The sequence below is a fragment of the Marinobacter sp. MBR-99 genome (genome assembly GCF_040547575.1).
GTDB lineage: Bacteria > Pseudomonadota > Gammaproteobacteria > Pseudomonadales > Oleiphilaceae > Marinobacter.
On record NZ_JBEPPY010000025.1, the window covers coordinates 30,241 to 49,238 of the forward strand.

Annotated in this window: 20 protein-coding genes; 17 read left to right on the top strand and 3 right to left on the bottom strand. The window is 55.1% G+C overall.

What is annotated here, in order from left to right:
* Positions 1 to 79: 79 nt before the first annotated feature.
* The 3 genes from ABIE59_RS17820 to ABIE59_RS17830 form a co-directional block, all read right to left on the bottom strand.
* Entirely contained in the window at positions 80 to 1,141 is a 1,062-nt protein-coding gene (locus ABIE59_RS17820) for an alcohol dehydrogenase (protein WP_354448967.1), read from the bottom strand.
* 12 nt (positions 1,142 to 1,153) lie between these two features.
* The gene (locus ABIE59_RS17825) at positions 1,154 to 2,542 is read right to left on the bottom strand and encodes an OmpP1/FadL family transporter (RefSeq protein ID WP_354448969.1); all 1,389 of its coding nucleotides are present in this window, start codon (positions 2,540 to 2,542) and stop codon (positions 1,154 to 1,156) included.
* A gap of 376 nt (positions 2,543 to 2,918) precedes the next feature.
* The gene (locus tag ABIE59_RS17830) at positions 2,919 to 4,490 is read right to left on the bottom strand and encodes a methyl-accepting chemotaxis protein (protein WP_354448971.1); all 1,572 of its coding nucleotides are present in this window, start codon (positions 4,488 to 4,490) and stop codon (positions 2,919 to 2,921) included.
* A 796-nt stretch (positions 4,491 to 5,286) separates the two neighbouring features.
* Between ABIE59_RS17830 and ABIE59_RS17835 the strand changes: the two genes are divergently transcribed.
* The 17 genes from ABIE59_RS17835 to ABIE59_RS17915 all read left to right on the top strand — a co-directional run bounded on the left by ABIE59_RS17835 (position 5,287) and on the right by ABIE59_RS17915 (position 18,988).
* Positions 5,287 to 5,547 carry a phenol hydroxylase subunit gene (locus tag ABIE59_RS17835; protein WP_041336023.1) on the top strand — a complete coding sequence of 87 codons (261 nt, stop codon included), beginning with the start codon at positions 5,287 to 5,289 and terminating at the stop codon, positions 5,545 to 5,547.
* 50 nt (positions 5,548 to 5,597) lie between these two features.
* The gene (locus ABIE59_RS17840) at positions 5,598 to 6,599 is read left to right on the top strand and encodes an aromatic/alkene monooxygenase hydroxylase subunit beta (RefSeq protein ID WP_041336019.1); all 1,002 of its coding nucleotides are present in this window, start codon (positions 5,598 to 5,600) and stop codon (positions 6,597 to 6,599) included.
* Positions 6,596 to 6,865: an MmoB/DmpM family protein gene (locus ABIE59_RS17845; protein ID WP_041336017.1), complete on the top strand. Its 270-nt coding sequence runs from the start codon at positions 6,596 to 6,598 to the stop codon at positions 6,863 to 6,865. Before ABIE59_RS17840 ends, ABIE59_RS17845 begins: the two co-directional genes overlap by 4 nt.
* 14 nt (positions 6,866 to 6,879) lie before the next feature.
* The gene (locus ABIE59_RS17850) at positions 6,880 to 8,415 is read left to right on the top strand and encodes an aromatic/alkene/methane monooxygenase hydroxylase/oxygenase subunit alpha (protein ID WP_126813281.1); all 1,536 of its coding nucleotides are present in this window, start codon (positions 6,880 to 6,882) and stop codon (positions 8,413 to 8,415) included.
* A 72-nt stretch (positions 8,416 to 8,487) separates the two neighbouring features.
* Positions 8,488 to 8,847, top strand: a complete 360-nt coding sequence (locus ABIE59_RS17855) for a phenol hydroxylase subunit P4 (protein WP_041336015.1) — start codon at positions 8,488 to 8,490, stop codon at positions 8,845 to 8,847.
* A 10-nt stretch (positions 8,848 to 8,857) separates the two neighbouring features.
* The gene (locus tag ABIE59_RS17860) at positions 8,858 to 9,919 is read left to right on the top strand and encodes an NADH:ubiquinone reductase (Na(+)-transporting) subunit F (RefSeq protein ID WP_041336013.1); all 1,062 of its coding nucleotides are present in this window, start codon (positions 8,858 to 8,860) and stop codon (positions 9,917 to 9,919) included.
* A 13-nt stretch (positions 9,920 to 9,932) separates the two neighbouring features.
* Positions 9,933 to 10,241: a 2Fe-2S iron-sulfur cluster-binding protein gene (locus tag ABIE59_RS17865; protein WP_041336010.1), complete on the top strand. Its 309-nt coding sequence runs from the start codon at positions 9,933 to 9,935 to the stop codon at positions 10,239 to 10,241.
* A 29-nt stretch (positions 10,242 to 10,270) separates the two neighbouring features.
* On the top strand, positions 10,271 to 11,194 hold the full coding sequence (locus ABIE59_RS17870; RefSeq protein ID WP_126813283.1) for a catechol 2,3-dioxygenase: 924 nt from the start codon (positions 10,271 to 10,273) through the stop codon (positions 11,192 to 11,194).
* Positions 11,195 to 11,225: 31 nt separating this feature from the next.
* Complete coding sequence (locus tag ABIE59_RS17875; protein WP_126813285.1) at positions 11,226 to 12,686, top strand: 2-hydroxymuconic semialdehyde dehydrogenase; 1,461 nt, start codon at positions 11,226 to 11,228, stop codon at positions 12,684 to 12,686.
* A gap of 7 nt (positions 12,687 to 12,693) precedes the next feature.
* Positions 12,694 to 13,554 (top strand): alpha/beta fold hydrolase, encoded by an 861-nt coding sequence (locus ABIE59_RS17880; RefSeq protein ID WP_041336118.1) that lies wholly within the window; start codon positions 12,694 to 12,696, stop codon positions 13,552 to 13,554.
* Entirely contained in the window at positions 13,554 to 14,339 is a 786-nt protein-coding gene (gene dmpE / locus ABIE59_RS17885; RefSeq protein ID WP_354448976.1) for a 2-oxopent-4-enoate hydratase, read from the top strand. Before ABIE59_RS17880 ends, dmpE begins: the two co-directional genes overlap by 1 nt.
* Before the next feature lie 23 nt (positions 14,340 to 14,362).
* Entirely contained in the window at positions 14,363 to 15,298 is a 936-nt protein-coding gene (locus ABIE59_RS17890) for an acetaldehyde dehydrogenase (acetylating) (protein ID WP_126813287.1), read from the top strand.
* Positions 15,299 to 15,310: 12 nt separating this feature from the next.
* Positions 15,311 to 16,348, top strand: coding sequence for a 4-hydroxy-2-oxovalerate aldolase (gene dmpG / locus ABIE59_RS17895; protein WP_041336114.1), 1,038 nt, complete (start codon positions 15,311 to 15,313; stop codon positions 16,346 to 16,348).
* Positions 16,345 to 17,139, top strand: a complete 795-nt coding sequence (gene dmpH / locus ABIE59_RS17900) for a 2-oxo-3-hexenedioate decarboxylase (protein WP_041336112.1) — start codon at positions 16,345 to 16,347, stop codon at positions 17,137 to 17,139. Before dmpG ends, dmpH begins: the two co-directional genes overlap by 4 nt.
* 18 nt (positions 17,140 to 17,157) lie before the next feature.
* Positions 17,158 to 17,349, top strand: a complete 192-nt coding sequence (thmT, locus tag ABIE59_RS17905; protein WP_126813289.1) for a 2-hydroxymuconate tautomerase — start codon at positions 17,158 to 17,160, stop codon at positions 17,347 to 17,349.
* A 4-nt stretch (positions 17,350 to 17,353) separates the two neighbouring features.
* Positions 17,354 to 17,647, top strand: coding sequence for a hypothetical protein (locus tag ABIE59_RS17910; RefSeq protein ID WP_052479612.1), 294 nt, complete (start codon positions 17,354 to 17,356; stop codon positions 17,645 to 17,647).
* Between the two features lie 396 nt (positions 17,648 to 18,043).
* A complete protein-coding gene (locus tag ABIE59_RS17915; RefSeq protein WP_354448980.1) occupies positions 18,044 to 18,988 on the top strand; it encodes a ketopantoate reductase family protein in 945 nt (314 codons plus the stop codon).
* The last annotated feature ends 10 nt before the right edge of the window (positions 18,989 to 18,998 follow it).

Here is an 18,998-nt window from a genome sequence, read left to right on the forward strand (position 1 = left end):
TATTTTAAGGATCTATTGATCCAACATCCTGACAATGCGGGATTTTGCTTTCCACATTGCCATTTCTAAAACTAAATGTTCAGGGTCTTATTAGCATTTTCATTGCATTATCATCCTTGGTGTGAAAAGTCGAATAGGCTTTGTGGATCTCATCAAGTTTAAAGTCATGAGAGAAATACTCTTCGGGTGAAAGCACCCCGCGCTCCATCAGACGTAGCCCTTCCCACATAAACGGCTGTACGTTCGCGAAGCCATTCATATGCAGTGTAATATCGCGCAGGAATACATCCGCTAACACCAAATTAAACTCCTGGTCGCAGAAAACTCCAATAGCAGCAATCGTACCACCGGGCCGAACGATATCTAATGCCATCTGTAGCGTTTCGGGATACCCAACCACTTCAATGACTTTGTCAAAACCCCGCGCGCCCGTTTCCGCGAGTGCTTTTTCCATCCAGTCGCTATCGGAAGGGTTGATCGGTACAGCTCCCTTTTTTTCAGCCACACTTAAGCGGTGTGCCACCTTATCCATTGCCACAATCGTGCCCGCCGACTTTTGTAACGCAATATCGAGGCACATTAATCCGGTCGGTCCACAACCAATCAGCGCAACATTCTCTCCAGGCGCGATATCGGCCAGTTTGTTGGCAATGATCGCTGACGGTAGGTTGCAGGACAGCATTAAAGCGGCCGGATCTGAAATTGCGTCGGGCACCTTGATGGTGTGCGCGTCGGCATGGGGAAGAATCAAGGCCTCGGCATGCGTACCGTTTAGATCACCAAAAGGGACACCAAAGCCGTATACTGCCTTGTTCGTCGTCTCGCAGTGTGCGGTTTGGCCGACATTACACATGTAACAATCACCACAGGAGCACGAATAAGCCATGGAGACTCGGTCGCCCGGCTTGAAGCGTCCTACATCCTTACCAATTTCTTTGACTCGCCCGATTAGTTCATGGCCAGTCTGAGAGCGCCCTTTTTCCATCATTGCATCGAGAGCTCCCCGATACACGTGTAAATCAGATCCACAGATAGATGTGGCTGAGACCTCAACCAGCATTGCATGATCATCGTTTAATCTGGGATCTTGGATATTTGTTGCCCGAATATCTTCAGGTCCGTAGTAAATAGAAGCTCTCATTTATTATCTCCTTTAGAAACGATAGCTGTAACCGAATACTGCATTGATCTGCCGATGGGATGACTTGATCGGTACGGCAGAGTCCGTATTGGGTAATGATTCATTGCTAACGGATTTCTCAAAGGCATAAGATAGTGCGAAATCAAACGTGTTGTTCTCGCTCCAAAAATAACTAAATCCGCCGGTTAGATGATTCTGTAATTGAATCGGAATAACTGCAAAGAGGAAATTACTGCGTAACGCCTGATCGGAATGACTAAAGCCCGCCCGAAAAGTCCAGTCTTGGGTATATTGGTATTCCGCACCAATACTATACAGATTAATATCTCTATAATTCTGCGGCAAAAGGATGTCGATATTATCGCCCGTACCATCCTGAATAAAACCAATATCGATATCCTTCATCACATCTTTCCAGAAAATACGGTTGTAGTCAGCCACAACTGTCAACTGTTCATTTATTTTATGACTCATGCCAAGCGAGAGTTGAGCAGGGTTCTGGAAATCCCGAATCTTGATTTTTCCACTTAAAGGAATCTGGTTATTGTTATTATCCACGGCTGTTAGTACGGCCCTGCCGGAAAGATCTTCAACATGTGTTTCCAGATTGTAGGCCATCCCAATCCGAGTCGTATCGGTGATTTGATAGGTGAACCCTAATTTGCCACCCAAACCCCAGCCCTCGGTCCCCCCACCAACGATGTCGTTTTTGGTAAGACTGAAGTGGGCGCCACTCAGATTGGGTATTGCCAGCAGGGTCGGCACTAAACTGCCGGACACTCGACCATCCCCGGCAAGTGCACCAACCTGGTTGACGTCCAGTAAGAGTTCCAGATTCAGTTGAGTCCAAACAGCATCGACAGACCCTCCGACGATCAGGCGATCATTCACCTCGTAGGCGGCTGCAAAGGGAATGCGCAGGTTCAATAAACGAGATGAGTTGTCAAGGCCTGTATCCACATTGTTTGTGGAGGTCCTGGACAGAAAGCTGGTCTTACCGAATTCCGTACCCAAGCCACCTTGGGCGAAGGCGCCTACTCCGAGTGTCAGGTTGCCAACATTGTTGGTGTACGCCAATTGCGGAGCGTAATAAATTGGGCCTCGGTTGTTGCTTTCACTATTTTTGTTGGACTTGGCCTTCTCTCCTGTCGCCTGGTTGACCGTATCGATATCGGTTCCGATAAGATCCAACCCGATATAAAGCCCAGGCCCCTCTTCCATTAAGCCAAGCGTTGCTGGGTTGTACATCATGCCAGCCGCGCCAATGTCATGAGCTGCACCGGCCCCACCTAGCGCCCGTGACACAGGTCCAAAGCCTTCGAGGTTGAAGACGTTAGTTGCTCCAGCCCCGTTGGAAAACATAAGCAGAACAAGCAATCCAGTCACAATTGGATATTTCATGGTTTACCTCTGTTTGTTGTTGTTATGATATCTGAAGCAATGCGTGTTCCAATACCAAAAAAATACGTTTTAATTATCAAGTTACCTTTTTACAGGCTTTCAACCCCAAGGTTGGTAACGATCTGAATGTTATGAATTGGTTAACTTGGTTTTAAGTTGCACCAGATGATTAAATGTTCGGATCCGTGATTTAAACTGTGTAGTCCAGACTAAAGTTGAAAGCATCGCAGCCCCGGAGCCGGAACAGTGCGAATAAAGTGCGAGGCCTGAAATGATCAGCAGGGCCGACAACAGTCGCTTGCCTTCAAACCATTCGACTGCTGGTGTCAAGAGTAAGGAAAGCGATAGCGTAGGAATCAGTTACAGCTGGTTAATGTCAGATCCGATTGCCCGGAGCCAAATGTTTGATCAGGTATTTCTGGCGGGTGGCGTGATAGCCGACTGACTCGCCGGCACTCATCGTGGCGCTGAGCGTTTGCGAGGTGTCGGTAGCAAGCCGGTGAATATCGCTGATTTCTTCACTGATTTGCTGCACGGTCTGGCTTTGTTGTTCTGTGGCTGCGGCAATCTGCTGGTTCAGTCCATCGTTATCGTTCAAACCGGCCACCACGGAGCGTAAGGCCTCGACACTCGACAAGACCTGTTCAACGCTTTCATTCGATTGTGTCTTTCCGGTTTCTATGGACTGCACCACGGCACGAGAACCGTCCTGAAGCGTGGTGATCATTTCCCGAATTTCGTCTGTGGATTTCTGTGTCCGCCTGGCCAGAGAACGCACTTCATCAGCCACCACGGCGAATCCCCGGCCGCTTTCCCCGGCTCTGGCCGCTTCTATGGCGGCGTTAAGAGCCAGCAGGTTGGTCTGTTCGGCAATGCCAATGATGACATCGAGAATCCGGCCAATAGACTGGCTGCTTTGATCCAGGCTCTGAACGACCTCGGTGGAATGCTCCAGCTCCTGTGCCAGTTTTTCGATGCTTTGTTGTGCGGCATTGGCGTAACGGGTTGCTTCATCACCGGCCTCACGGTTCTGATTGCTGAGCGTGGCAGCTTGTTGGGTGTTTTCTGAGACTTCCTTGATGGTGGCGCTGAATTCTTCCACGGATGCGGCAACCGCGGATAACGCGATCTGTTGTTCTTCGGAGGCCTGAGTACCCCTTTGTAGCAAGGTATTGGCTTGCATGACGGAGTGTTCGGTTTGCTGGCCACTATCCGAGACTCTGGCGATCATTACCTCGAGACGAATCTGGGCCAGACGCAGTGCCAGCTCGATCTGCCCCGTCAGGCCCGGGTTGCCGGTATAAACAAGCTGTTTGATCGGGTGGTGAACCAGTTTTCGGCTGTAGGCCGCAAGCTTCACCAAAGGCCGGTTAATAAAGAAAAGCGCTGCAAAAAGAATAGCGCTGCCGGTAATAAACGACACTATGACAGCCGCTGGTGACAGGAAAATCCCGGCTAAAAGCATCGGTAGAAACGCGACCATGGCTGCCAGAGCTTGTATTGTGGCCGGAGGCAATTGCGGAACGCGAAGCCGACTGGGCTGCTTGTTCCGGCTCCTCGCTTGATACACCTCATTGGTGCGTTTAATGGTGAGGGTATCGGGAATTCTATAGAGTGCCTGGTATTCCACCACTTGCCCGGTATTGTCGGTAATGGGAGTGACAAACGCATCCAGCCACAAATCCTGACCGTTGGCGGTTTGATTGCGGATCATCCCCATCCAGGATTCGTTTCGCCCTAGGGTTTTCCATAAATCATTCAATGGCGCCTTGGGCATATTCGGATGTTTCAGTTTGTTGAAGGACTGATCCTTCAACTGCGCTTCGGTGAAACCGCAAAGCTGACAAAAACCGGAACTCGCGTAAGTAATGTTCCCTTCGCGACCGGTCAGTATCAGGAGTTGGTCGCTGGTCTGTGTGGTATCTGGAAAGGGCTTATATTTTGGCATAACACTAACCTGCCTGGAATAAGAAAAAGGGGCCCGAAAAGCGGGCCCAAAGAGATCCGTGACGATGCGCGGGTCAATGATTCGGGGGCTGCCTGTTCTTCGGTGGCGTGTTGTCTATCCAGTCCGGCGTTTCAGCGGTGCGCGAGGCGCAGGCAAGAGAAATCTTCATGTCGGGTGACCGTGTTTGTTGTTTGAATAAGCGACTTGGGTAACCCAAGCAGGAACTGTGCCGGCATACTTTTATATTTTTAACTATCTAATTTATAGGTAAAAGGTAGTTGATCATTAACAGGAGCCTGGGGCGATTAACCCATTTCAGAAGACGTGATCTCACGAAATAATAAAATTCATCAGAGATGTACTTATTTCATAAAGCAAAGTGGAAACGTCCCTGTTCCACCGCCTGTTTTAGGCTTTCGTTGGTTGCGGCGATTACTTCTCTTTGCCTACCCCTCCCCGGTTTCCCCTGGCAACAACACTCGTGAAAAAGCAGTGCCTATAATCAAAGCAAAAAATTAACCAAATAGTAAAATTGGCCGTTGCCAGTGGATAAAAATGTGGTTTGAGCATTTGGTTAGATCGGTTTTTATTTTGATCATGTGGTAAAAAACACTTCGAGGTTTGGCGTTATTTTTAAGCTGTATTTCGTTCCTATTGCAGTCAATTTTCCACGAAAAAATACCTTTAAAACAGAGTTCTATATCCCTTCTTCTGGTCGTCGTTTTCGAAGTGGCACAGCTGTTGCTTTGCCTAAGTAGACTTCAAGAAGCCGATCACAAACATAAAAGGGGGCAAAATGACAACTCAACGGGAAACCAAATCCTTTGACGAGCTGACCCGATACATCCGGGTGCGCAGTGAGCCGGGCGACAAGTTCGTGGAATTCGACTTCGCCATTGCTTACCCCGAGCTCTTCGTTGAGCTCGTGCTGCCTCACGAAGCCTTCGAGATTTTCTGCAAACACAACAAAGTCGTCCACATGGACTCCAAGATGATCCGCAAAATTGACGAAGACATGGTCAAGTGGCGGTTCGGAGAGCATGGCAAGCGCTACTGAGCAAGACGCATCGGCATACAGTTTCACAACAACAAAACGGTAAGGTTGATATGAGTATTGAAATCAAGACCAATTCGGTGGAGCCCATCCGCCATACTTATGGCCACATCGCCCGTCGCTTCGGTGATAAGCCGGCTACCCGTTACCAGGAGGCCAGCTACGACATTGAAGCAAAGACCAATTTCCATTACCGGCCCCAGTGGGATTCCGAGCACACCCTGAACGATCCCACGCGTACCGCCATCCGCATGGAAGACTGGTGCGTCGTTTCCGATCCCCGCCAGTTTTACTACGGCGCCTATGTCGGCAACCGGGCCAAGATGCAGGAGTCGGCCGAGACCAGCTTTGGCTTCTGCGAAAAGCGTAATCTGCTGACTCGCCTTCCCGAAGAAACCCAGAAGCAATTGTTGCGGCTGCTGGTGCCCCTGCGTCATGTCGAGCTTGGCGCCAACATGAACAACGCCAAGATCGCCGGTGATGCCACCGCCACGACCGTCTCTCAGATGCACATCTACACCGGGATGGATCACTTGGGCATTGGTCAGTACCTGTCCCGTATTGCATTGATGATTGATGGCAGCACTGGTGCCGCTCTGGATGAGTCCAAGGCCTACTGGATGGATGACGAAATGTGGCAACCCATGCGTAAGCTGGTGGAAGACACGCTTGTGGTCGATGATTGGTATGAGCTGACTCTGGTTCAGAACATTCTTATCGACGGAATGATGTATCCGCTGGTCTACGACAAGATGGACCAGTGGTTCGAAAGCCAGGGTGCTGAAGATGTGTCCATGCTCACGGAGTTCATGCGTGACTGGTACAAGGAATCCCTACGCTGGACCAACGCCATGATGAAAGCCGTGGCCGGTGAAAGTGAGACTAACCGTGAATTGCTTCAAAAATGGATCGATCACTGGGAGCCGCAGGCCTACGAAGCCCTGAAACCTCTGGCCGAAGCCTCCGTTGGCCTCGACGCGCTGAATGAAGCCCGGGCGGAACTCTCTACCCGCCTGAAGAAATTCGAACTGCAGAGCCGGGGAGTCTCAGCATGAGCCAGCTTGTATTTATTGTATTCCAGGACAACGACGACTCCCGCTACCTCGCGGAAGCTGTTATGGAAGACAACCCCGACGCCGAAATGCAGCACCAGCCGGCAATGATCCGGATCCAGGCGGAAAAACGCTTGGTGATCAACCGCGAAACCATGGAAGAAAAGCTGGGGCGAGACTGGGATGTTCAGGAAATGCTCATAAATGTCATCAGCATCGCCGGCAACGTCGATGAAGACGATGATCACTTCATTCTTGAATGGAAGTAATCGGGAGAAACATCATGGTTAGTAAAAACAAGAAGCTTAACCTTAAAGACAAGTATCAATACCTGACCCGGGATATGGCCTGGGAACCCACTTACCAGGACAAGAAAGATATTTTTCCGGAGGAAGATTTTGAGGGCATCAAGATTACCGACTGGTCCCAGTGGGAAGACCCGTTCCGCCTGACCATGGACGCCTACTGGAAATACCAGGCGGAAAAAGAGAAGAAGCTGTACGCCATTTTCGATGCTTTTGCCCAGAACAACGGCCACCAGAACATTTCAGACGCCCGTTACGTGAACGCGCTAAAACTGTTCATCAGTGGTATATCTCCGCTTGAACATGCGGCGTTCCAGGGTTATTCCAAGGTCGGTCGCCAGTTTAGTGGCGCCGGGGCGCGCGTTGCCTGCCAGATGCAGGCAATCGACGAGCTGCGTCATTCCCAGACCCAGCAACACGCGATGAGTCACTACAACAAGCACTTCAACGGTCTGCACGATGGCGCGCACATGCACGACCGGGTGTGGTTCCTGTCGGTGCCGAAGTCGTTCTTTGACGATGCCCGCTCCGCCGGACCGTTCGAGTTCCTGACGGCCATCTCATTCTCGTTCGAGTATGTGCTCACCAATCTCTTGTTCGTACCGTTCATGTCTGGCGCTGCGTACAACGGCGACATGGCGACTGTGACCTTCGGCTTCTCGGCCCAGTCAGACGAAGCGCGTCATATGACCCTGGGCCTTGAGGTGATCAAGTTCATCCTCGAGCAGCACGAAGATAACGTGCCCATCGTTCAGCGCTGGATCGACAAGTGGTTCTGGCGCGGATTTCGCCTGCTCAGCCTGGTCAGCATGATGATGGACTACATGCTGCCAAACAAGGTAATGAGCTGGGCAGAGGCCTGGGAGGTGTACTACGAGCAGAACGGCGGTGCACTGTTCAAGGACCTAGAGCGATACGGCATTCGCCCGCCCAAGTACCAGGACGTGGCGAACGATGCCAAACATCACCTGAGCCACCAGCTTTGGACCACCTTCTACCAGTACTGCCAGGCCACCAACTTCCATACCTGGATTCCGGAGAAGGAAGAGATGGACTGGATGTCTGAGAAGTATCCGGACACTTTCGACAAGTACTATCGTCCGCGTTACGAGTACCTGGCGAAAGAGGCTGCCGCTGGCCGTCGCTTCTACAACAACACCCTGCCGCAGCTGTGCCAAGTGTGTCAGATCCCGACCATTTTCACCGAGAAAGATGACCCAACCATGCTCAGCCATCGGCAGATCGAACACGAGGGCGAACGCTATCACTTCTGCTCTGACGGCTGCTGCGACATCTTCAAGCACGAGCCGGAGAAGTACGTACAGGCCTGGCTGCCGGTGCACCAGATTTACCAGGGCAACTGTGAAGGCGAGGATCTCGAGACCGTGGTGCAGAAGTATTACCACATCAACATCGGCGAGGACAATTTCGACTACGTTGGATCGCCCGACCAAAAACACTGGCTGTCGATCAAAGGCCGGAAGCCTGCGGACGAGGACCAGGACGCCGCCTGATATTGACTCGGGAGTTGCCCGGTGGCCACCAGCTCCGGGTAATACCCCCCACAACACAACAAGGTGACCATCATGAGTGTAAACGCACTTTACGACTACAAGTTTGAACCGAAAGACAAGGTCGAGAACTTCCACGGCATGCAGCTGCTGTATGTCTACTGGCCCGACCACCTGCTGTTCTGCGCGCCTTTCGCGCTGCTGGTGCGGCCTGATATGACCTTCCGTGCCCTGGTGGACGAGATTCTCAAGCCGGCTACCGCCGCGCACCCGGACTCTGCCAAGGCGGACTTCCTGAATGCCGAGTGGTTGCTGAACGATGAACCGTTCACACCCAAGGCTGGCGCCAGCCTGAAAGAGCAGGGTATTGATCACAAGAGCATGCTGACGGTGACCACACCGGGCCTGAAGGGCATGGCGAACGCCGGTTACTGAGGGTAGCACTATGAGTCACACCGTTACTATCGAGCCGATCGGCGAGCAGATTGAGGTAGAGGATGGCCAGACTATCCTCGCTGCCGCCCTGCGCCAGGGTGTCTGGCTGCCCTTTGCCTGCGGCCACGGCACCTGTGCTACCTGTAAGGTTCAGGTGCTTGAAGGTGATGTCGAGATCGGAGACGCCTCGCCCTTTGCGCTGATGGATATCGAACGTGACGAGGGCAAGGTTCTGGCCTGCTGCGCCACGGTTGAGAGCGACGTCACCATTGAGGCGGACATCGATGTGGATCCGGATTTTGAGGGCTACCCGGTTGAGGACTATGCCGCCATCGTGACCGATATCGTCGAACTCTCTCCGACCATCAAGGGCATCCACCTGAAACTGGACCGGCCGATGACATTCCAGGCCGGCCAGTACATCAATATCGAGCTGCCGGGTGTTGAAGGCGCGAGGGCCTTCTCCCTGGCCAACCCGCCCAGCAAAGCAGACGAAGTGGAGCTGCATGTGCGCCTCGTTGAGGGCGGTGCTGCCACCACCTACATCCACGAACAACTGAAAACGGGTGATACGCTGAACCTTTCAGGCCCCTATGGCCAGTTCTTCGTGCGCGGCTCACAGGCAGGGGATCTGATTTTCATTGCCGGCGGATCCGGATTGTCCAGCCCCCAGTCGATGATCCTTGATCTGCTTGAGCAGAACGATGAACGCAAGATCGTTCTGTTCCAGGGAGCCCGAAACCTGGCAGAGCTTTACAACCGGGAGCTGTTCGAGGCTCTGGATCGCGACCACGACAATTTCACCTACGTACCGGCGCTTAGCCAAGCCGACGAAGACCCTGACTGGAAGGGCTTCCGAGGCTATGTTCATGAGGCGGCCAACGCCCATTTCGATGGCCGCTTTGCCGGCAACAAGGCTTACCTGTGCGGCCCTCCTCCAATGATCGATGCGGCTATCACGGCATTGATGCAGGGGCGGCTGTTCGAGCGTGACATCTTCATGGAGAAATTCCTGACAGCGGCGGACGGAGCTGAAGACACCCAGCGTTCGGCCCTGTTCAAGAAGATATAGTCGGAGGTGAACCATGGGCATGGGTTTCCAAGTGTTCAACCGCACAACGGGAGGTCACTTTACCTGCCAGGAGGGCCAGAGTGTGCTCAAGGCCATGGAGCAGAGGGGCCTGAAGTGTGTCCCCGTGGGTTGTCGGGGTGGTGGTTGCGGATTTTGTAAGATCCAGGTTCTGGAAGGGCATTTCGAGTGCGGCAAGATGAGCAAGCGGCACGCCCCGCCTGAAGCCGTTGAAAAAGGGGAAGTTCTGGCCTGCCGGATCTACCCACTGACTGATCTGATCATTGAGTGTCCGCCGCAACCGGCGGCGGACGTTGCGAGCTAGTAAACAACAAAAACGTTGAGGTAACAGTCATGAAAAAAGGTGTAATGCGTCCCGGCCACGTCCAGATCCGTGTACTTGATATGGATGAGGCCCTCAAACACTACACAGACCTTCTTGGTCTGATCGAAACCGATCGTGATGACCAGGGCCGCGTGTATCTGAAGGCCTGGTCCGAAGTGGACAAGTTTTCCGTGGTTCTGCGCGAAGCGGACGAGCCGGGTTGTGATTTCATGGCCTTCAAGGTGCTTAACGAAGAGGTCTTGGTCCAGCTTGAAAAAGACCTGGTGGATTACGGCGTTGAAGTTGAGCAGGTACCGGCAGAGGAGTTGAAGGATTGCGGTCGTCGTGTTCGCTTCACGGTGCCTTCCGGTCACGCCTTCGAGCTGTTTGCCGATAAGCTCTATACCGGCAAGTGGGGCCTTGCCAGCGTTAACCCTGAGGCCTGGCCGCGTGGTCTGCGCGGCATGAAAGCCGTTCGCTTTGACCACTGCCTGTTTTACGGTCCTGAGCTGGCGGCGACTTACGACATTTTTGTCAATATCCTCGGCTTTGACCTGGCTGAGCAAGTATTGGATCCGGAAGGCACTCGGGTGGCGCAGTTCCTGACAGTGTCCATGAAGGAGCACGACGTGGCGTTTATCCACCATGAGGAAAAGGGCAAGTTCCACCACGCCTCTTTCTACCTGGAAAGCTGGGAAGGCGTCCTGCGGGCAGCCGACCTGATCTCCATGACCGATACCTCCATCGATATCGGCCCGACCCGTCACGGCCTGACCCATGGCACGACCATTTACTTCTTCGACCCGTCCGGCAACCGCAATGAAGTATTCAGTGGTGGTGACTACTTCTACCCGGACCACAAGCCGGTTACCTGGAAAGCGGAAGACCTCGGCAAAGCGATTTTCTACCACGATCGCGTGCTGAATGAACGCTTCCTGACGGTATTGACCTAACCCGACACTGGTTCAACAGGACTTAGCAGCAATGAAGGACATCAAGCACTACATCAACGGGCAGTACGTTGGCTCAGCCAGTGGCAAGCTGTTCGAGAACGTCAATCCCGCCAACGGTAAAGTGATCAGCAAGGTCCACGAAGCCGGAAGGGAAGAGGTTGACGCCGCAGTGCAGGCCGCAAAGGCCGCATTGCGGGGGCCTTGGGGCAAGATGACCCTGGAACAGCGTACCGCCATTCTCCATAAGGTGGCGGACGGTATTAATGCCCGTTTTGATGAGTTCCTGGAGGCGGAATGCCTCGATACCGGCAAGCCCAAATCCCTGGCAAGCCACATCGACATTCCCCGGGGCGCAGCCAACTTCAAAGTGTTCGCGGACATGATCAAGAATGTTCCGACCGAATCTTTTGAAATGCCCACGCCGGATGGCACCGGTGCACTGAATTATGCCGTTCGCCGCCCCAAAGGCGTGATTGGCGTGATCAGCCCCTGGAACCTGCCTCTGCTGCTGATGACCTGGAAGGTCGGACCAGCCCTGGCCTGCGGGAACACGGTGGTGGTCAAACCCTCTGAGGAAACTCCGACCACGACCGCCCTTCTTGGCGAAGTGATGAAAGAGGCCGGTGTTCCGGACGGTGTCTATAACGTGGTCCATGGTTTCGGCGGAGATTCTGCCGGCGCCTACCTCACCGAGCATCCACTGGTCGATGGCTTCACCTTTACCGGCGAGACCGGCACCGGGGAGGTCATTATGAAAGCCGCCGCCAAAGGTATCCGGGATATTTCCCTGGAGCTCGGTGGCAAGAATGCCGGCCTGGTGTTTGCGGACTGCGATATGGACAAGGCTATCGAAGGCACCATGCGTTCCGCGTTCGCCAACTGTGGCCAGGTTTGCCTGGGTACTGAGCGGGTTTATGTTGAGCGGTCGATTTTTGACGAGTTTGTCCGCCGTCTGAAAGAAGCGGCGGAGGGCCTGAAGATCGGCCCGCCAGACGATGCGGACGCCAATATGGGACCGCTGGTCAGCCTCAAGCATCGTGAAAAAGTCCTTTCCTACTACCAGAAAGCCGTGGATGACGGGGCAACTGTCGTGACCGGTGGTGGCGTTCCCGATATGCCGGCAGAACTGGCCGGTGGTGCCTGGGTGCAGCCGACTATCTGGACCGGACTGGCTGATGACTCGGCGGTGGTTACGGACGAAATCTTCGGCCCCTGTGTTCACCTGTGCCCGTTCGATAGTGAGGAAGAGGCCATCGAACTGGCCAACAGCCTCCCCTATGGACTGGCTTCGGCAATCTGGAGTGAAAACATCACCCGTGCGCACCGGGTTGCGGGTCAGATTGAAGCCGGGATTATCTGGGTGAACAGCTGGTTCCTGCGGGACCTTCGCACGCCCTTTGGTGGTAGCAAACAGTCGGGCATCGGACGTGAGGGTGGCGTTCACTCTCTTGAGTTCTACACCGAAATGAAAAATATCTGTGTCAAATTGTGAGGTTGTCATGAATGCACCTGTAGACAGCCCTGAAATCGGGCGTGAAATTGTCGCCGCCGGGTACCGCACCAACGTTCACGACCACGGGGAAGGCGGCTTCCCTGTGATGATGATTCACGGTTCGGGCCCCGGGGTTACCGCCTGGGCCAACTGGCGTCTGGTCATTCCTGAGCTGGCCAGGCATCGCCGGGTGGTAGCGCCGGACATGCTGGGCTTCGGCTACAGCGAACGTCCCGAAGATCAGACCTACAACCGGGAGCGTTGGGTAAAGCACGCCCTGGGTGTGATGGACGAGCTGGGGCTGGAGCAGGTCGACCTGGTGGGCAACTCCTTCGGGGGTGGTCTCGCCCTGGCCCTTGCGATCGAGTACCCGGAACGGGTCCGCCGGCTTGTGCTCATGGGATCGGTGGGGGTCAGCTTCCCGATCACCAAGGGTCTGGAGGAAGTCTGGGGTTATCAGCCGTCCCTCGAAACCATGCGCCGGTTGATGGATGTGTTTGCCTTTAACAAGGGGCTGTTGACCGACGAACTGGCGGAAATGCGTTATCAGGCCAGCATTCGACCGGGCTTCCAGGAGTCCTTCTCGGCGATGTTCCCGGCCCCCCGTCAGCGTTGGGTCGACAATCTGGCCAGTAACGAAGATGACATCCGGGCGCTGCCGCACGAGACCCTGATTCTGCATGGCCGTGAAGATGAAGTCATTCCCCTGGAGGCCTCACTCAAGCTGGCTGAGCTGATCGATCGTGCCCAGCTGCACGTGTTTGGCCGCTGCGGCCACTGGACCCAGATTGAACATGCCGACCGTTTTGCCCGGCTGGTCAACGATTTTCTGAGAGAAGCCGATCAAGCGGCGGAAGGAGCTGAATAATGGAACAGTCACGAATCCAGGCGCTTGGTGATGAGCTTTACCAGGCCATGCTGAGTCGGGAGGCGGTAGAGCCGCTGACCAGCCGCGGTGAAGACATCAGCATCGACGATGCCTACCACATTTCCTTGCGCATGCTCGAACGACGTCTGGCGGACGGGGCATCCATCATTGGCAAGAAGATCGGTGTTACCAGTAAGGCCGTGCAAAACATGCTCAACGTTCACCAGCCAGACTTCGGTTATTTGACCGACGACATGGTGTTCAACAGCGGCGAAGTCATGCCCATCAGCGATCGCCTGATTGCACCCAGAGCGGAGGGTGAAATCGCCTTCATTCTGAAGAAGGATCTGATCGGCCCGGGCATCACCAACGCCGATGTGCTGGCCGCCACGGAGTGCGTTATGCCCTGTTTCGAGATCGTCGATTCCCGCATCCAGGACTGGAAGATCGCCATTCAGGACACCATCGCCGACAACGCCTCCTGCGGTCTGTTCGTGTTGGGCAACCAGGCGGTTTCACCGCGCAAGGTGGACCTGGTCACCTGCGGCATGGTGGTGGAGAAGAACGGCAGTGTAATCAGTGCCGGTGCCGGCGCTGCCGCCCTTGGCTCCCCGGTGAACTGTGTGACCTGGCTGGCCAACACCCTGGGCGAGTTTGGTATTCCCCTGAAGGCAGGTGAAGTCATCCTGTCCGGCTCGCTGGTGCCGCTGGAACCGGTAAAAGCCGGCGACTACATGCGCGTGGATATTGGTGGCATCGGCAGTGCCTCGGTGCGCTTCGCCTGATCGGGATTAATGAGGACAACGTTATGAGCAAGAAAATCAAAGCAGCCATCATCGGCTCGGGCAACATCGGCACCGACCTGATGATCAAGATCCTGCGCAACGGCAAGCACATAGAAATGGGCGCCATGGTGGGTATCGATCCGGAATCCGACGGCCTGGCCCGCGCCGCGCGCATGGGTGTGGCCACCACCCACGAAGGCGTGGACGGCCTGGTGAAAATGCCGGAATTTGCCGACATCGACATCGTGTTTGATGCCACTTCCGCCCGGGCCCACATGCACAACGAAGTGTTCCTGCGGGGCCATAAAGAGAGCATCAAGATCATCGACATGACCCCGGCGGCCATCGGCCCGTACTGCGTGCCGGTGGTGAACCTGGAACAGAATCTGAAGGAAGGCAACGTCAACATGGTCACCTGCGGTGGCCAGGCGACGATTCCCATGGTGGCGGCGGTCTCTCGTGTCGCCAAGGCCCACTACGCCGAGATTGTGGCTTCAATCTCCAGCAAGTCCGCCGGCCCCGGCACCCGTGCCAACATCGACGAATTCACCGAGACCACCGCCAAGGCCATCGAAGTGGTGGGCGGCGCCCAGAAAGGCAAGGCCATCATCATCCTCAATCCGGCCGAACCACCCCTGCTGATGCGGGACACGGTGTATGTGCTCTCCGATGCCGCCGATCAGGCGGAAGTAGAAGCCTCCGTCGAGGAAATGGTAAAGGCGGTGAACAGCTACGTGCCCGGCTATCGCCTCAAGCAGAAAGTGCAGTTTGACGTGATCCCGGAAGACCAGCCCATGAACGTTCCGGGCCTGGGCCGCTTCAGCGGCCTGAAGACCTCCATCTTCCTGGAAGTGGAAGGCGCCGCCCATTACCTCCCGGCCTACGCCGGCAACCTGGACATCATGACCTCCGCGGCCCTTGGCACCGCCGAGCGCATCGCCGAATCGCTGGTCAAGTGAGGAGACTGACTCATGACTTTTAACCCTGGCAAGAAACTCTATATCTCCGACGTGACCCTGCGCGACGGCAGCCACGCCATTCGCCACCAGTACTCCATAAAGAACGTGCAGGACATTGCCCGTGCCCTGGACCAGGCCAAGGTGGATTCCATCGAAGTGGCCCACGGCGACGGCCTGCAGGGCTCCAGCTTCAACTATGGCTTCGGTGCCCACACCGATCTGGAATGGATTGAAGCCGTGGCCGAAGTGGTGACCCATGCCAAGATCGCTACTCTGCTGCTGCCCGGTATCGGCACCGTCCACGACCTGGACAACGCCTACAACGCCGGCGCGAGAATCGTAAGAGTGGCCACCCACTGCACCGAGGCGGATGTGTCCAGACAGCACATCGAGCACGCCCGCAAACTGGGCATGGACACCGTGGGCTTCCTGATGATGAGCCACATGCAGACCCCACAGGGTCTCGCGGAACAGGCCAAGCTGATGGAAGACTACGGTGCGACCTGCCTCTATGTCGTCGACTCCGGCGGTGCCATGAACATGAACGACATCCGCGACCGCTTCCGGGCGCTGAAAGACGTTCTGAAACCTGAAACCGAAACCGGCATCCACGCCCACCACAACCTGGCCCTGGGTGTGGCCAACTCCATCGTGGCGGTCGAGGAAGGCTGTGACCGTGTCGATGCCTCCCTGGCGGGCATGGGCGCCGGCGCCGGTAACGCGCCGCTGGAAGTGTGCATCGCGGCCTTTGACAAGATGGGCTGGGAGCACGGCACCGACGTGTACGCCCTGATGGACGCCGCTGACGATATCGTTCGGCCCTTGCAGGACCGTCCCGTAAGAGTGGATCGCGAAACCCTGGCGCTGGGCTATGCCGGTGTCTACTCCAGCTTCCTGCGCCACTCCGAAGTAGCGGCACAGAAGTACGGCCTGAAGACCGTGGACATTCTGGTAGAGCTTGGCAAACGCCGCATGGTGGGTGGCCAGGAAGACATGATCGTGGATGTGGCGCTGGATCTGCTGGCGGCGCAAAAGGAGCAGAATGCATGAGCAAGACACTAAGCCGCGAGCAGATGCTGGCGCTGGCCGAACACGTTGAAAACGCCGAACTGCAGGCCCACGACATCACCAAGGTCACCAACGACTACCCGGACATGACCTTCGAGGATGCCTACGACGTGCAGTGGGAAATTCGCCGCCGCAAGGAGGAGCGGGGCAACAAGATCGTTGGTATGAAAATGGGGCTAACGTCCTGGGCCAAAATGGCACAGATGGGTGTCGAGACCCCGATCTATGGTTTCCTCGCCGATTATTTCAGCGTGCCAGATGGCGGCGTGGTCGACACCAAAGAACTGATTCACCCGAAAATCGAAGCAGAAATTGCCTTTGTCACCAAAGCGCCGCTGAAAGGGCCCGGCTGTCATATTGGCCAGGTTCTGGCAGCGACCGACTTCGTGATTCCTGCTGTGGAAGTGATCGATTCCCGTTATGAGAATTTCAAGTTCGATCTGGTGAGCGTGGTAGCGGACAACGCCTCCTCTACACGTTTCATCACGGGCGGGCAAATGGCCGACGTTGCGGACGTGGACCTGAAAACCCTGGGTGTGGTGGTCGAGAAGAACGGCGAAGTGGTCGATGTGGGCGCAGGCGCTGCCGTGCTGGGCCATCCGGCCTCCAGCGTGGCCATGCTAGCGAACCTGCTGGCCGAGCGGGGCGAACACATCCCTGCAGGCACCTTCATCATGACCGGTGGTATCACCGCCGCCATCGCCGTGGAACCCGGTGACAACATCACTGTGCGTTATCAGGGACTGGGAACCGTTTCCGGACGATTCATCTGACTCGGACAAGGAGGTGTTATGCCCATTGCTCAGCTTTACGTTATTGAAGGCAGAACGGACGAGCAGAAAGAAACCCTGATCCAGGAAGTGAGCGAGGCCATGGCCCGCTCCCTGGATGCCCCCATGGACCGTATCCGGGTAATGATCACCGAGATGCCGAAGCAACACTTCGGTATTGGTGGTCAGTCGGCCAAAAAACTGGGGCGGTAGACAGGTGAGCAAACTGCCAGTGCTGTACCTGTCCTGCGAAACGGAAGCCCTGACCGGTCCCAAGGGACAGGAGAGTCTGCGCCGACTGGTACCGCGGGATCAAGTCGTGGACAGCGTGGCTTTTTTCACCTCAGAGGAAGGCTTTCCGGCCAGGCACCTGCAATCCAACATGAAGGCGCGAGGTTTTGAGGTTGCCGTCAGCGGTTCGCGGGACCCCGGCCTGAAACTGCTGGCCGAGAGCATGATGCAGCTGGTGCCCGAGGAGGCGATTGAGTTGCGCCTCAAAATACCGGGATGACCAGTGAGCATTATCGGGATATCGGCCACTGCCTTGAAGCATTACGGGATTAGGGCGTATTACTGATCTGCCTTGACCGACTGGAGGCCAATGGAAAAAACGCCAGCCATCATCAGCCCCACGACAGCTATATCCGGAATCTGATCCGTCAGTGGGAGGATGAGCAACGATGGGTGAAGGCAATGTCGAATTCCAGCCTGAGGGGCAGCCCTCGGTCCGCTGCCCATGCCAGCCCCGTGGCAGAACCGACATTATGTATCCTCAATACCGCCTTCAGCCTGGGCGGAATGAAAGCGCCCCAGTGCCTGTTCGGGTTTTCCCTGAATCAGAACAGGCAGTCCCTCGCAGGTTATGGTTGGATGCAATAAACTACGGAAAAAACAAAGGATTCCGTAAATGCTCAAACTGTTGATGGTGGGTGCCGGCGGCATTGGTGGTTACTACGCAGCAAGGTTTCTGGAAGCAGGGCATCAGGTTGTACTTACAGCCCGCGGGGCTCATTTGCATGCGCTTAAGCGGAGCGGCTTGACAGTCCACTATGAAGGTCGCGAGCTGGTCCATATGGCGGCTGCTCATGACCATCAGGAACTTGTCACCCGATATAAGTCTGACGAGTTTGACCTTATCATCATCACACTCAAAGCCACGGCAACAGTTTCGGTGGTGAGTGAGCTCGGCGACTGGCTGAAGCAGGGACGGGCACCCGTGCTTTCCTTGCAGAACGGAGTCGATAATGAACCACTGCTAGCGAAAGCAGTTGGTGCTGAAAGAGTCATCGGTGGACTTGCGGTCCGTATAGGAGGACACATTGCGAGGCCGGGCGTTATAGAAGCCGAGGGCCTCGCACAAATCGTGATGGGGGAATGGCCCAAAGTCAGCGGTAGACAGGACTCCCGAACTCCGCTACTCAAGATCCTGGTTGCCGCTTTTAATGATGCCGGTATTCCAACTAGGTATTCCGATAACATTAACTATGAGCTTTGGCGTAAACTCCTAATTAATAACGGGGTTAACCCACTCTCTGCCCTTACTGGCTTGGATACTAGAAGCCTTACCCATCACCCCGGATTCAGCAAAATCGTGTACGGAATGATGGCTGAAACCGTCGAAGCCTCAAGGGCAGACGACGTGAATCTCGGAAAGAAGGACCTGGACGAGATGTTTGATCTGATCAGTAGCTTCAATGCTATCAAGACGTCAATGCTTGTCGACAGGGAAAGAGGTCGCCCGCTGGAACTGGATACCATTGCCGGGGCGGTACTGCGACGCTGCGAGCGTCTGGGGATTGAGGCTCCCTATACTGAGACAGTCAACACATTATTGATGCACTCAGGTGATTGAAACCTTGGGA